This is a genomic window from Candidatus Synechococcus spongiarum, assembly GCF_900047545.1.
GTDB classification, from domain to species: domain Bacteria; phylum Cyanobacteriota; class Cyanobacteriia; order PCC-6307; family Cyanobiaceae; genus Synechococcus_B; species Synechococcus_B spongiarum_C.
The window spans coordinates 1-13,248 of sequence record NZ_FITM01000143.1 but is presented as its reverse complement, the minus strand read 5'-3'; the positions used below and the strand labels follow the sequence as shown (position 1 = coordinate 13,248).

The following is a 13,248-nucleotide window of genomic DNA, read 5'->3' as shown; positions in this document are numbered from 1 at the left end:
CCGCACCAGCCGCAACATCGTCATTGGCGGTGTGGCAGGCGCCATACCGCCCCTGGTGGGGGCCGCGGCGGCGGCGGGCCACATCGGCCTCGGGGGCTGGTGGTTGTTCGGCCTGGTGATGGTCTGGACCCCAGCCCACTTCTGGGCCCTGGCCCTGCTCCTGAAAGACGACTACGCCGCAGTGGGCATCCCCATGTTGCCCGTGGTGAAAGGGGCGTTGTTCACCAGCCAGGCCATCGGCCGCTACGCCAGGTTGACGGCCGTGGCCAGTCTAGCGGGCACGGCCCTGTTGCCCAGTGGCGGGGTCTTGTACGGCCTGTTGGTGCTGCCCCTCAACGGCCGTCTGCTCCAACTCAGCGCCGCACTCCAGCGGCAGCCGGAGGAGCGGCAGCGGGCCACCAGCCTGTTCCGGTTTTCCATCCTCTATCTCTTCAGCATCTGCGGACTGATCCTGTGGTCCCGCAGTGAAGCGGCCACTCTGTTGAGCCAGCAAGCGCTGCACCTGTTGAGGCATTGGCCCACAGGACTCCTCGCTGGCTTGTGAGGGTTTCCGCGCCTCCTTCAACATTACCGCCTCTTCTTTGTCGTTCGTGCGCAAGCGGGAATCCCTTGCAATGGGTCCCAGGGCAGCCACCAGAAGCAAGCAGCCGGGCCATTGGCATTGGTTCTGACGCCATGCCTGGCTGCTTGTTTCTCCCTTACCCCACCATGGAAGGTCTCCTGCCACGGCGGGAGTGGTTGAAGCTGTGGCCAGTGGCGCTGCTTATCCTGTTGGCTAACGTGGTAAAATCCATGGTGGATCTCACCGAACCCAAGCGGCCAAGCAATGGCATCCCCCAACCCCGGCAATATGAACAGCACCCCCCACCGGGGCCAAGTCACCCCATGCCTGCCGTACCCCCTGAACTCAGAGAATGGTTGACAACACCGCTACAACCTGCCGTGATCCTGGCAGGTGTGGGACTGATCATGAAACGGATTGACGACCTGCGGGATTCCGTGAACAAGCGAATCGATGACCTGCGAGCTGATAACCAACGTCTTGACGGGAAGGTGGATTGCCTAGTGGAAGCCCTCCTGGCGGCCAAAGCCTTGACGCCTAAACCCTGACCACCAGCCGGTTTCCCCGGATCAAAACTTGACCCAACCCCTGACCCCAGAATTGATGACCGGCCACCACATATCCAACTGCGGTGGGGAGAAATGCGCCAGTTTAGCCTCTCTCTTTAACGAGTGGCCAGGGGGTGGGAGGAGAGTGCTTGCCACTGTTTCTGCCCAGTTGCATCCATCTCCGCTGACGGATTGATGGATCTCAAAGCCCCTTTCAGTTTATCGAATCGAAGGCGGTCTGCGCATCTGGAAAGCCTTCTCTATCGAATACCAGTCGAAACACGCCCTTGGCTGGGCCGTTGTGAATGGTCACCTTGCCAGCATTGAAGGTTTGTTCCAACGCGGAGAAAACTCGCTTTTTGTATGTGGTATTTTCGTTGGCGTCCAAGTGCTGGCCTTTCGTCTCAAACACCAGGACACTGGGTTTGCCCTTGATTTCGCCACCCATGGCCACAAAGTCCGGCCAGATGCGTTCCCGTCGCCAACCCCGCAAGTAATACTCGCCATGTTGCCTGATGGCCACCCGGTGCCACCATTGCAATGCCCTTTGCTCATCCAGGTAAAAGGCAAATCTGCGCTCCAGATCATTGAAATCCTGAGCAAAAACCGGCTCAAAAAGGCTTAACTGAACCGACTCCCCGTGTCTCTGCAACGGGACGGCGCTATCAGCGACTGGTATCTCGTAGCACTTGCGCAGGCGGTGATTGCAGTCGCTGGCCTCCAGGTCAAAGCGGATTTCTTCACTGGCCAGCTTGCCACGAAAAACCTGTTCCGCCTGGCGGTCCATGGCATTGGCTATGTGTTCGCGCAGTTGTGACGCCAAAGCGGAACGTTGACCGAAAATCGCCTTGTCGTCGGCGCCGGTGCCGCGCAGCCTCTGCACCAAGTCCTGGGCGATGCGGGCCGCCTGGAACGGATTAGGCAAAATGTCGGAAATGCGACGAGCATACCAGGCAATTTTTACGTTTTCGTTAATGTGCACCGCCTGAGGGTTATCGTAGGTGGAAGAAGTGCCGTCTGCCGCCAAATCCACTGTTGCTCTTATTTCCAGTGGATGAGCCGCCTGTGCGCTTTGGGGATCCGGTGCTTTGATCGTGGCCGTATTTATATCCGGCAGGATGTGCCTCTGGTAATCCAATTCTTCCCAACCACCATTGGTATCTCGGTGCAATACTTTGGGCAGGAATATTTCCGTATCTTTGAATTTTCCTATGCGCCGTACAGTTATCATTTTGAAATTGGTCCCATGGTTGGCATAGACGTTATCTTTTAGATCTCCCATACCTTCCTGCTCAAGACCCTCCTTTACGGACTCCACGGCGGCGTTCACGTCAGTACTCTGGCAATAAACATGACACTGGTCCAGAGGTTCCCGCCCAGTGAGTCGGGCATGGGGTTGGCGCATGACACGCCCCACCAACTGGGTGATGGCTCGCTTGGCTCTGGTGTTGTCCAGCATCACCAACATGTAGGCGAAGGGACAATCCCAGCCTTCCATCAAGGCGGCCCTGGTGATGATCCATCGCACCGGCGAGAATTCGGACAGCAGGTCAATGCCGGCCAATTCACGGCTGGTGCTGGATTGCACCTTTACCGCCTCGCTGGGAACTCCCAGGTTCTGCACCAGGTAGTCCCGTACGTCCTCAGCGTGGATGTGGTCGCCTTCACGCTGGTTGCTGCCGGTGCGTTCCACCCGTACTACCGCAATGGGCCTGATGGTCCACCCCTTGTTGTTTTGAAGGGAGACCGCCTCGTGGTCCAGTTCTTCCAACTTGGCGTGGGCCTGGCTGAGGGTGTGGTGCCAGTCGGCGTTGGTGAAACAAGTAACCTGCACAGGCAGCTTGATCATTCCTTCCGCTTTCAGGTCACTGCCCGGTATGTCCACCAGGAGGTTGCTTCTGGCACAACTGGGCGTGGCTGACAGTTCAATCACCAAACCGGGATTCAGGCGATTGACCGATTGTACAAACTCGTCGCTTTCGTTTCCCTGTCTGCCGTAGGCTTTGTGGGCTTCGTCCAGAACGACCACCGGACGTTTCATCTTGAAGACGTTGAAAAGGCTCTGCTTGGCAATGGGTCGGTCGAGGGCTGATGGGTCAAGGTCGCCAAATTTTTCCAGGAGCAGCGCATTGGCCATGGCATCGTCACTGGCCGGGAAGAAGGAGGTGTAACGACCGGAATCGCGGAACATTCGCAGAAAATCCCGGTTGTTGCTGCGGTTGGCGGATTGCAACGATATGAGCATGACGCAGAGGTAGTGCTCAACGTCCGCAGCAGTGAAAGGATCGTCCTTTTCCAGCATCTTGACACGCCCGCCGCTGCCCCGTTCCAGCATCTGCCTGTAGGGGTGCTGCCGGTCCCACAGTTTTTCCCTGGTCTGCTGATAGATGGCATTGCTGGGAACCATCCACAGCGTCAATCCACTGCTCCGATTCAGACGTTCCAGCGCTGCAGCCCCCAGCAGCGTCTTGCCGCCGCCTGTAGGCACCTTGAAGCAGACATGGGGAATGGGAAAACCCGCTGCCGCAGTGCGTTCAACATAAGACCTTGTCACCTCGCCGGCGTCAGCCAATTTCTGCCAGGCCGATTTGGGATGATTGCGGATGTCAGCAGGAATATCCAGTCCCGCTTGTTTCAATGCGGCAATGGCGGTTGCAGAGCGCGCCTGGGCCGCCGCCAGTTCGTTCCGCCACCGAGTGAAGATGTCCAGGGCGCGGATCTGGTAATCCTTTAGTTCCATCACACACCTCCTGACCCGTTCCGGTGCAGTTCGTAGGGTATCTGGCAGAAGGTGATGCCCATGTCGGTGAGAAACCGCTGACTCATATACTTATCGGCGGCGAACACCCTCGCTTTCCTGCCGATGGCATGGATGCGCCGGGCCTGCTGCTCGGTCAGGACGGCCTCGTTGCTGCGCAGCCAGTGGATTTCGGGTCGGTAGAGCAGGTAATAGTCGGTATCGCCGTTACGGTAGAATAGTCCATCGTCATTCTGAGGATCCAGCCCACCGCTGGCGGAGAGGCCCGATGCCGTGTGCAGCAGGTAGGCAGCCAGTTGCGCATATTCGGGCAGACTCTCACCGGTCAGCATCCCCTCCACATCGATGGGATTGCCCAGGGTGCAATAGGTGAAGGAACCCCCCAACCCCTCCTGCAGCACTTTGCCCCGCGCCCCCGGCACACCGTTGATGACCCGGCGGACCCGCTCGGCGGTGATGGTATCGGCGTAGTCCTCGCACTCCACCAGGATGAACTTGCGGTTGCCGCCGTCCTCCTTGTTCAGGGCTAGGACGGCTTGGGCGGTGGTGCCGCTGCCAGCGAAGGAGTCGAGAATGATAGCGTTTGCTGCGGTGCTTTGGCCCAAGATGAACTCCAGCAAAGAGACGGGTTTTGGAAAATCGAAGTTGATTACCGGATGCTCACGCTTGAATTTCTTGGTCTGCTCTTCGCTGTCATAGTGACCCAGGTGATGAAAAATCGGTGATTTTTTGTTCTCGTCATAGTAGACCAATTGAGTCGGCTTCTGGTGTTCTTCTTTGGGAAAGACGATTTTATTTTCCTTGATCATTGTCTTGATACGTTCCTCGGAGAAAGCCCAATTACCGTAGTGGCTGTTGCCGTTTTGCGGGTTTACAATAGAAAAATAACTATCCTGCTGCCCTGTTGCCTGGATAGGCATGGTGCGATAGTAATTTCCTTTTTCGTCCTGCCGGTAACTTGATTTGCTGCCTGGGACACCATTAAAGGAGAAATCTTGTTGCTTGTTGTAAACCAAAATATATTCCTTGTTCGGAATGGATTTGTTCTTTGGTGGCACTCCAGATGTCTTTTCTTTTTTGACCCATGTCAGGCAAGCAACAAAATTTCCCTCACCAAATATCTCGTCCATTATCATCCGTAGGTGATGCTGCTCGTTGTCGTCAATAGAGACGAAGATTACGCCGTCGTCGGCCAGGAGTTCCCGCAGCAGATGCAGGCGGGGCCACATCATGCAGAGCCATTTATCGTGACGCTCCAGGTCATCCCCGTCCACTGGGCTGTGGTTGGCCAGCCATTGCCGCATCAAGGGGCTGTTGACGTTGTCGTTGTAGATCCAGCCCTCGTTGCCGGTATTGTAAGGGGGGTCAATATAAATGCACTTGATCTTTCCAGCATAGCGGGGCAAGAGGGCTTTCAGGGCGTGCAGGTTGTCGCCGTGTAGAATCAGGTTGTCATCAGCTTCGGCAGGGTGCAACGACTTTCCAGCATCCGGGACCAGGGGCCGGTAGGGCACGGTGAGGTGATGAGCGTAGACGTACTGCTTGCCCTTGAATTCCAGCGTTGGCATGGTTGAGCGTTCAGGACAGTGCAGGTAAGTTACCAGATTCTACTCTAGGATACCTCGAAAAATCGTACATAAGTTCGTTCAGCAGTCCGGGACAACCCTTTGGAACAACTTCCCTGAATTAATTTCAAGGGGATTTAGTGAAGACGCACGGGTTCTTTGAAACCTTCCCCAGTTGCAGAGGGCTGTAACCCAGTCTGCACCTGCCTGGCCCCGTACAGCCTGAAATCAATCAGGACGGCCTGCCCCCTGGTCCGTGGTGACAATCATGGTCAGCCCTGGCCTGGTGCCTCCCGTTGCCGCAGCCGATGGGTGATGTAGGCGCCGATGGCGGCCCCCAGGAACCCCAACACGTTGCGGGTGAGGGGGAGCCAATCGGTGGTGCGGCTCAGCACCGGGCCCAGGCCAAAGATGATGAACATCACCCCCCACAGGGGCGCCAATAGCGACACCCAGAGCCAGGCAACGGGGCTGCTGCTGTTGGGGCGGGGATGAGCTGCAAAACCAGCCACCACTCCCCCCAACATGGAGATGATGAAGGTGAGCACCCACTGCTCCTGGGGGAGGCCGGGCACCACCCGGCAACCGCCCCGCTCCAGACAGGTCTCCACCGCCGCCAGGGCATCCCGGATGGCCCCATCCTCGCCGTGGTCCCGCACGTAGTACTGGTTCCCGAAACGGGTCTGGAGTTCTACCCAGTAGTTGCGGGGCATCAAAGCAAACATGCGGTCGCCCACACTGAAGTTGAGTAGGTTGCCGCCCCGGGGATCGGCGATGAGCACCAGGCTGCGTTCGTCCACGCCCCAGAACTCCTTCACGGCCAAACCAGGGGTGCGGTCGTACTGGGTCAGCACCCGCAGCTTCCACCCGTCCCGGGCTTCCACGGCGTCCAACTCCTCCACCAGGGCTTGCCGCTGAATGGGGGTGAACACACGGGCCAGGTCAATGACCGGGGTGGACTCCTCGGGCAGCAACTCGGGGTTGTTGGCGCCATGGGCAGGGGCGACCCAGGTGGAGAAGGCCAGGATCAAGGTGAGGAACAGGGTTAAGGCGCGAGGCACGGTTGCGGGGGTGGGGGACGGACGTTATTCTCTTGCAGATTTAACGCTGGTGGGGAGGGGAATGGGAGAGTTGGGGGGCGAGCCCTGCCCGCTCTGGCTGCAGCGGCACCTTGAGGCGGCTGGCGGGGCTGTGCCCTTCTCCACCTACATGGAATGGGTGCTCCAGGATCCGGAGCACGGCTACTACGGCCATGGTCGTGTGGCCTTCGGGAGGAAGGGGGATTTTGTGACGGCCGCCAGCCTGGGATCCACACTGGCCACCCTGCTCCTGCCCCAGGTGCTCCAGTGCCTTGATGCCTTGGCCAGCACGACGGAGGCCCTCAGCCTGGTGGAGTGGGGACCGGGGGATGGCGGGCTGAGCCGTGATCTGGGCATCCTCCTGGCCCAGGCACGCCCCCGCTGGCGGCAACGGTTGCAGGTGGTGCTGGTGGAAGTCAGCCCTGCCCTCCGGCAGCGCCAGATTCAGCAATTACAGCGTCAGCCGTTGACTTGGCGCCACGCCCACCCCACCGAACTGGCGGCCGCCCCCGTCACCGGTGTGCTGTTGGCCAACGAGTTGTTGGATGCCTTGCCGGTGGAGCGTTTGACCCGGGGGGAGGATGGCTGGTGCTGGCAATGGGTGCATTGCCCCCAGGGGCGCCTGGGCTGGCACCTCGGACCACCGCTGCCTGACGAGATCCCGGCGCTGTTGGAGGCCATGGGCATCCATTTGGCTGGAGATGCCTTCCCCGTGGGCTGGAGCAGTGAGCTGGCCCTGAGTCAACGGTCCTGGTGTGAGGCCGCCGCGGCGGCGCTGCAGCGGGGCTGGCTGTGGTGTCTGGATTACGGCCACAACGCCCGTCGCTACTACAGCCCCCAGCGGCCGGACGGCACCTTGATGGCCTATGCCCGGCAGCAGGCCGTGGGCAATCCCTTCCTCCAGCCAGGCCGGATGGACCTCACCGCCCACGTCTGCACCGATCTGCTGCGCCACTGGGCCGAAGGGGCGGGCTGGACATGGTGTGGTGAGGTGAGCCAGGGTCAAGGTCTGCTGGCCCTGGGCCTGGCCAGGCAACTGAGCCGTCTGGGGAAGGCGGACGGTCCCCCCTTGGCCCAGCGGCTCGCCCGGCGGGAGGCGTTGCTGCGGCTGGTGGACCCCGCCGGGCTGGGGGGCTTCCGCTGGTTGTTGTTTCAGCGGGGTTGCCCGACGCCAGCGCCGGGGGACCTGCTGGCTTTTCAGGTGCCTGGCGGTAAGGTCTGAGGACTGGCCACGTTGCATCTTAGGGATTTCCCGTCAGGCTCCCAGGCAGGCGGTCACCAGGCCTTGGGCATCGGCGACGGGGAGGATCGGCACCCCCAACCTGTCGGCCACTTGGTCCACGGTCAGGTCATCCAGGAACAGGGGAGAGCCATGGCGGAGCATGACGCTGGGCAACAACAGTTGATCCCCCAGATCCCGACCCGCCAGCCCGTCCATCAAGTCGGCGCCCGTCAGGAGACCGGTAACCACCAGGTTCTGCCCCCAGTAGGGACTGGGCAGGGCATGGAGTAGCAGTTCCAGACCCCGGACGCCCTGAAGACGCTCCACCACCGGCCGCAAGGCCGGCCCCACCAGGCCGCCCACCACCCAACTGCAGCGGCGGGGCGTCGGGAGGGCTGGGGGGAGTTGGGCCGTGGCCTGGTCCAGAGCCTCCAGGAAGGCGCGAATACTGCCCACCCCGTTGGCCTGCTGCGGCCAGTCCTCATAGGTGGAGCGGGGCGGCAGGGGCTGGGCAGCCATGAGGTACCACTCATCCGCCAGCCAGGCGAAGCGGCTCCCCAGGTGGGGGTTGAACTCCGCTTGCAGGGCCTCCACCTGGGCAACGACCTGGCGGGCCAGAGGGGGTGTCACCGGCGTCAGGTCCGCAGCGGCGGCAGGACGGAACCGGGTCAGGCCCACCGGCACCACAGCAGTGGAGAGCACCGTTGGCCAGGGTCCGGCTCCCCAGCGGGCCAGATCCCGTAAGGTGCGTTGCAACTGACGGCCGTCATTGAGGCCGGGACACACCACCACTTGGGCATGAATCTGCAGGCGACGCCGGGCAAACCACTCCAATTGCTGAAGGATCAAGCCCGCCCGCTTGTTGCGCAGCAGGCGGCAGCGTAGATCCGGGTCTGTGGCGTGGACAGACACATACAACGGCGAGAGGCGCTGGGTTTCAATCCGTTGCCAGTCGGTGGGGGTCAGGTTGGTGAGGGTGAGATAGGAGCCATAGAGAAAACTGAGGCGATAATCATCATCCTTGAGATATAAGGTAGAGCGCTTCCCCATCGGTTGCTGATCAATAAAACAAAATGGACAGCGATTATTACATTGCCGCAAACCGTCAAACAAAGCTTCACTGAATTCCAAACCCAAATCCGCATCCATATCCTTCTCGAAGGATATGCAATGGTGTTGTCCGGTTGGATCCACCACTGCAAGCGTCAACTCCTCTTCCCCAATCAAAATGCGATAATCAATCAAGTCCCGGGGGGCCACACCGTTGATCCGCACAATTTTGTCACCGGGTTGGATGCCCAGCTCTTCGGCAATGCTGCCGGCTTCCACCATGGTCACCACAGCCGGCTGCGGTGGGACAGCGCCGTCCAGAACAGGGGTTGGCTGTGATTCTCGCCACATGCTAAACGAGGATTTTTGGAGACCGGTCTGCCAGGGTGGCAGGGGATGGCGTGTAACAGCCATTGAGTGTAAATAATCAGCGGCGGCCAGCAGCGGCGGCCAGCGGTGCGGGAACGGTCTAATCGGCAAAGGCGGCCTTGGCCTGCTCCAGGGCTTCCCGCACCCGCGCAAATCCGGTGCCCCCTTCACTCAGCCGGGCCGCCACCACCTGCCGTGGCTCCAGGGCGGCAAAGATGTCCTCTGCAAAGGCCGAATGCACCTGCTGCCACTGCTCTAGGGGAACGTCCCGCAGCAGAATGCCCTGCTGAAGACAGGTTTTCACCAGGCCACCCACCAGCCCGTAGGCTTCACGGAAGGGCACGCCTCTGGCCACCAGGTAGTCCGCCACGTCGGTGGCGTTGGCAAAGTCGTTGCCAACTGCTGCCACCAGCCGCTGGGGTTGGAAACTCAGACCCTCCTCCAACAGGATGGTCATGGCCTCCAGGCAGTCCCTGGTGGTGCGCACCGCGTCAAACAATCCCTCCTTATCCTCCTGCAAATCCTTGTTGTAGGCCAGGGGCAGACCTTTCATGACGGTCAGCAGGGCCTGCAAATGGCCAAAGACCCGGCCGGTCTTGCCGCGCACCAACTCCGGCACGTCAGGATTTTTCTTCTGGGGCATCAGGCTGCTGCCCGTCGCACAGCGGTCTGTGAGGCTGATGAAGGCAAATTCCTGGCTGGCCCAGAGGATCACCTCCTCGCTGAGGCGGCTGAGGTGAACCATCACCAAGCTGGCCGCCGCCAGAAACTCGACGGCAAAATCCCGATCACTCACCGCGTCCAGGCTGTTGCGGTAAATCTCTGCAAAACCCAGGGCAGCAGCCGTCTGGCGCCGATCAATGGGAACGGGTGTGCCCGCCAATGCCGCTGCCCCCAAGGGAGACACGTTCACCCGCTGCCGCACCTGGGCCAGGCGCTGGCGATCCCGTCTGGTCATCTCCACGTAGGCCAGCAGATGGTGGGCCAGGGAGAGGGGTTGGGCCCGCTGCAGGTGGGTGTATCCGGGAATCATGGTGTCCACGTGGGCCTCCGCCAGGCGGAGCAGGGTTTGGCCGTAGCGGCGCAGCAGCACCTCCAATTCGTCAATCCGCTCCCGTAACCAGAGGCGCAGGTCCGTGCCCACCTGGTCATTGCGGGAGCGGCCGGTGTGGAGCTTTTTCCCCACGTCTCCCACCAGTTCAATGAGCCGCCGCTCCACGGCAAAATGCACGTCTTCGGCCTCCACCCCCGGACAAAACGTTCCCGCCGCGGCTTCACGTCGCACCGTCTCCAGACCGTCCACAACCTGCTCCGCCTCTGCCGCCGTGATCACCCCACAGGCTGCCAACATGCGCCCGTGGGCGATGGAGCCATCCAGATCCTGCTGCAGCAAGGTCAAGTCAAAGCCGATGGAGGCGTTGAACCGGGTAATGAACGGGTGCAACGCGCCTTCAAAGCGCTGGCTCCAGCGCGGTTGCTCCTCGGGGACTTGGTGTCTGGAGTGGGGGGCCAAGCTGGTGGGGCGGGGGGCCAACTCTAGGCTCGGAGCAACGGTGCGGGTCGGATGCTGGTTGTCGAGAATGTTCAATTTCGTCATCGGAACCAGGCCCGCCATCAGCCGGCGGCGCTCCAGGGTGTGAGTTTTGTGGTGCAGCAGCCCCAGATTGTGGTGCTGCTGGGCCTGTCGGGAGCCGGGAAGTCCACGTTGATGCGCTGTCTCAACGGGGCTCTGGTGCCCCAGCGGGGGCGGATCCTTTTTCAAGGGATGAATCTCCACAGCTCGCCCCGTTGCCGTCGCCGCTGCCAGTACCGCATGGGCACCGTCTATCAAAACTATGCCCTGGTGCAACGGCAGACAGCACGGCAAAACGTGCTGAAGGCCTTTGTCAGCACCCGACCATGGCTGGCGTCGTTCCTGCCGCCGGAGTCCGGATTGCAGGCCCAGGCCTTGGCCATGCTGGATCTGGTTGGATTACGGGAGCAGGCCGATCAACGGGTGGACCTGCTCAGTGGCGGCCAGCAGCAGCGGGTGGGCATTGCCCGGGCCCTGGCCAACCACCCGGCCCTGGTGCTGGCGGACGAGCCGGTGGCGTCCCTGGATCCCCAAACGGGCCAGGCGGTGCTGAACCTGGTGCGGCAGTTGCAACGGCGCCTGGGACTCACGGTCCTCGTTAGCCTGCATCAGCCACACCAGGCCACAACCATGGCTGATCGCATCATCGGCATTCGCGCCGGCGCCGTGACCTTTGACCAGCCCAGCGAGGCCGTGGATCCAGGCCTGATCAAGGCCCTTTATGATCAACCCTTCAGCTAGATGGTGCAGTGGGCATTGGAGGAGGAGAGCTCAAGCGGGCCGTCACCATGGCGGCTTGCTGTTGCATGGCTTTCCTGACCTCTGCCTGCAGTGGCGAACCCAAGCCATCCCCTACTGCCCAGTCCGCCCCGGTGAAGACCCTGGTGGTGGCCCTCGTGCCCGATGAAGACGCCGCCACCGTCATTCAGGACAATCAAGGCCTCAAGTCCTATTTGGAAATCACATTGGACGTGCCCGTGGAACTGGTGGTGAGCACAGATTACTCCACCTTGATTGAGGCAGCCACCCGCAACAAGAGCAACCTCACCTACTTCGGCCCGTTGTCCTACGTGATTGCCCGCAGCAGAGCCACCTTTCTGGAACCCTTTGCCGTCCGGCTGAAGGACGGCGCCAGCACCTACAAAGCCGTGTTGATCGGCAACCGGGAGCAGGGCATTGACAGCTTTGATGCCGTCAGGGGGCAGACTGTGGCCCTCGGTGATCCGGCCTCCACCGGCTCCCGCCTCTTCCCCCAACTGCGCTTGGCGGAGGCGGGTCTTCAGCCGAACGTGGATTATCAACCGGTGTTTCTGGGGACCCATGACGCGGTGGCCAAGGCGGTGGAGCGGGGCACCGCAGCAGCAGGGGGCTTGAGCCAAGTGATCTATGAAAAGCTGGTGGAGCAGGGCACCATCAACCCGGACAAGCTGGTGGTCTTGGGCACCTCCAGCGCCATCCCCCAATATCCCTGGACCATGGGCAGCGGCTTGAACGAAGAGTTGCGCCAGGCCATCAAACAGAGCTTCTACAACCTCAAGGATCCCGCCTTGCTCCAGCCCCTGCGAGCCGACGGCTTTGTCCCTGCCCAGGACAGCGACTACGACAGCATTCGCCATGCTGCCCGCGTGCTGGAGCTGTCCTTACCGGAACTGGTGACGAAGTCTTGAGAGGGTGAGCGCTGCCACAGTGCGGTCGTTCTTGCGACGAGTGCGACGGGTACACCTGCTGCTTCTGGCCATGGGCGCGGCGGTGGTTCTCGCCTGTTGGCAGGTGGGGTTGTTTGACCTTCAGCGCCTCTGGGACGGCGTTCAGGGGTTGGGAGAATTGCTGGGGGAGCTGTTCCCTCTCCGGGCTCAGCGCTGGCCCCATTGGCTGTTGCCCCTCTGGGACACCCTGTGCATCAGCATCGCCAGTACAGCGCTGGCGTTGGTTTTTTCACTGCCCATGGCGTTCCTGGCCAATCGGCGAACAGGACCCCATCCCTTGATTCGGCACCTGGCCCGTGGGGTGCTCAACCTGCTGCGGGCTTTGCCGGATTTGCTGCTGGCCCTGTTGCTGGTGGCGGCAGTGGGGTTTGGCCAGTTGGCCGGCACCATGGCGCTGGCTGTTCACTCCGTGGGCATGGTGGGCAAGTTCATGGCCGAGACCATGGAGCAGGCCGATCCGGATCCGGCAGAGGCACTGTTCAGCACTGGCGCCGACCGGCTCCAGGTGTTTGTCCATGTGCTACTGCCCCAGTGTCTGCCTGCCATGCTGGATCTGGTGTTCTACCGTTGGGAGTTCAACATGCGCTCTGCCATCGTGCTGGGGGCTGTGGGGGCCGGAGGGATCGGGACAGAGTTGATCAGCGCCTTGCGGCTTCTGGACTACGGCCAGGTGACGGCCCTGCTACTGGTCATTTTTCTGGCGGTTGCTCTAGTGGATCAAATCTCAAGCCGCTGCCGACAGAATCTCACCCGGTGAGTGCTGCAAAAGTCACATTTCATGTTCATGGTGGAGCTAGATAGCCAAGATCCAAAAAA

The 13,248-nt window shown here is 61.0% G+C and carries 11 protein-coding genes; 6 read left to right on the top strand and 5 right to left on the bottom strand.

Annotated features, from left to right (window positions below; translation table 11 throughout):
• The coding region (locus FLM9_RS05925; RefSeq protein WP_180365323.1) for a UbiA family prenyltransferase at window positions 1-544 on the top strand (544 nt) is incomplete at its 5' end.
• Between the two features lie 131 nt (window positions 545-675).
• A complete protein-coding gene (locus FLM9_RS05920) occupies window positions 676-1,110 on the top strand; it encodes a hypothetical protein (protein WP_143324633.1) in 435 nt (144 codons plus the stop codon).
• A 214-nt stretch (window positions 1,111-1,324) separates the two neighbouring features.
• Here the strand turns inward: FLM9_RS05920 and FLM9_RS05915 are convergent, their stop codons facing one another.
• The 3 genes from FLM9_RS05915 to FLM9_RS05905 form a co-directional block, all read right to left on the bottom strand.
• Window positions 1,325-3,850 carry a DEAD/DEAH box helicase gene (locus tag FLM9_RS05915; protein ID WP_074457701.1) on the bottom strand — a complete coding sequence of 842 codons (2,526 nt, stop codon included), beginning with the start codon at window positions 3,848-3,850 and terminating at the stop codon, window positions 1,325-1,327.
• Window positions 3,850-5,436 carry a site-specific DNA-methyltransferase gene (locus FLM9_RS05910; RefSeq protein WP_074457700.1) on the bottom strand — a complete coding sequence of 529 codons (1,587 nt, stop codon included), beginning with the start codon at window positions 5,434-5,436 and terminating at the stop codon, window positions 3,850-3,852. The genes FLM9_RS05915 and FLM9_RS05910 overlap by 1 nt, the downstream gene beginning before the upstream one ends.
• A gap of 269 nt (window positions 5,437-5,705) precedes the next feature.
• The gene (locus FLM9_RS05905; protein WP_074457699.1) at window positions 5,706-6,494 is read right to left on the bottom strand and encodes a TPM domain-containing protein; all 789 of its coding nucleotides are present in this window, start codon (window positions 6,492-6,494) and stop codon (window positions 5,706-5,708) included.
• A 10-nt stretch (window positions 6,495-6,504) separates the two neighbouring features.
• Here FLM9_RS05905 and FLM9_RS05900 point away from each other — a divergent pair, with 10 nt between their 5' ends.
• Window positions 6,505-7,734: a class I SAM-dependent methyltransferase gene (locus FLM9_RS05900; RefSeq protein WP_180365322.1), complete on the top strand. Its 1,230-nt coding sequence runs from the start codon at window positions 6,505-6,507 to the stop codon at window positions 7,732-7,734.
• Window positions 7,735-7,767: 33 nt separating this feature from the next.
• Here FLM9_RS05900 and FLM9_RS05895 read toward each other — a convergent pair whose 3' ends face one another.
• A complete protein-coding gene (locus FLM9_RS05895; RefSeq protein WP_074457697.1) occupies window positions 7,768-9,135 on the bottom strand; it encodes a TIGR03279 family radical SAM protein in 1,368 nt (455 codons plus the stop codon).
• 118 nt (window positions 9,136-9,253) lie between these two features.
• Entirely contained in the window at window positions 9,254-10,750 is a 1,497-nt protein-coding gene (argH, locus tag FLM9_RS05890) for an argininosuccinate lyase (RefSeq protein WP_081340242.1), read from the bottom strand.
• Between argH and FLM9_RS05885 the strand changes: the two genes are divergently transcribed.
• Genes FLM9_RS05885 through phnE form a run of 3 tightly spaced genes read left to right on the top strand, consistent with a single transcriptional unit; the run spans window position 10,718 to window position 13,189 of the window.
• The gene (locus FLM9_RS05885) at window positions 10,718-11,467 is read left to right on the top strand and encodes a phosphonate ABC transporter ATP-binding protein (RefSeq protein WP_074457696.1); all 750 of its coding nucleotides are present in this window, start codon (window positions 10,718-10,720) and stop codon (window positions 11,465-11,467) included. The genes argH and FLM9_RS05885 overlap by 33 nt on opposite strands.
• A 47-nt stretch (window positions 11,468-11,514) precedes the next feature.
• The gene (gene phnD, locus FLM9_RS05880) at window positions 11,515-12,393 is read left to right on the top strand and encodes a phosphate/phosphite/phosphonate ABC transporter substrate-binding protein (RefSeq protein ID WP_074457703.1); all 879 of its coding nucleotides are present in this window, start codon (window positions 11,515-11,517) and stop codon (window positions 12,391-12,393) included.
• Between the two features lie 40 nt (window positions 12,394-12,433).
• Window positions 12,434-13,189, top strand: coding sequence for a phosphonate ABC transporter, permease protein PhnE (phnE, locus tag FLM9_RS05875; RefSeq protein WP_257243027.1), 756 nt, complete (start codon window positions 12,434-12,436; stop codon window positions 13,187-13,189).
• Window positions 13,190-13,248: the final 59 nt, after the last annotated feature.

Excerpts from the sequence above, each read along its gene's own strand:
- phnD (WP_074457703.1), top strand. The coding sequence starts at position 11,515 with ATGGCGGCTTGCTGTTGCATGGCTTTCCTGACCTCTGCCTGCAGTGGC.
- argH (WP_081340242.1), bottom strand. The coding sequence starts at position 10,750 with ATGACGAAATTGAACATTCTCGACAACCAGCATCCGACCCGCACCGTT.
- FLM9_RS05920 (WP_143324633.1), top strand. The coding sequence starts at position 676 with ATGCCTGGCTGCTTGTTTCTCCCTTACCCCACCATGGAAGGTCTCCTG.
- FLM9_RS05915 (WP_074457701.1), bottom strand. The coding sequence starts at position 3,850 with ATGGAACTAAAGGATTACCAGATCCGCGCCCTGGACATCTTCACTCGG.
- FLM9_RS05895 (WP_074457697.1), bottom strand. The coding sequence starts at position 9,135 with ATGTGGCGAGAATCACAGCCAACCCCTGTTCTGGACGGCGCTGTCCCA.
- FLM9_RS05885 (WP_074457696.1), top strand. The coding sequence starts at position 10,718 with ATGCTGGTTGTCGAGAATGTTCAATTTCGTCATCGGAACCAGGCCCGC.
- FLM9_RS05910 (WP_074457700.1), bottom strand. The coding sequence starts at position 5,436 with ATGCCAACGCTGGAATTCAAGGGCAAGCAGTACGTCTACGCTCATCAC.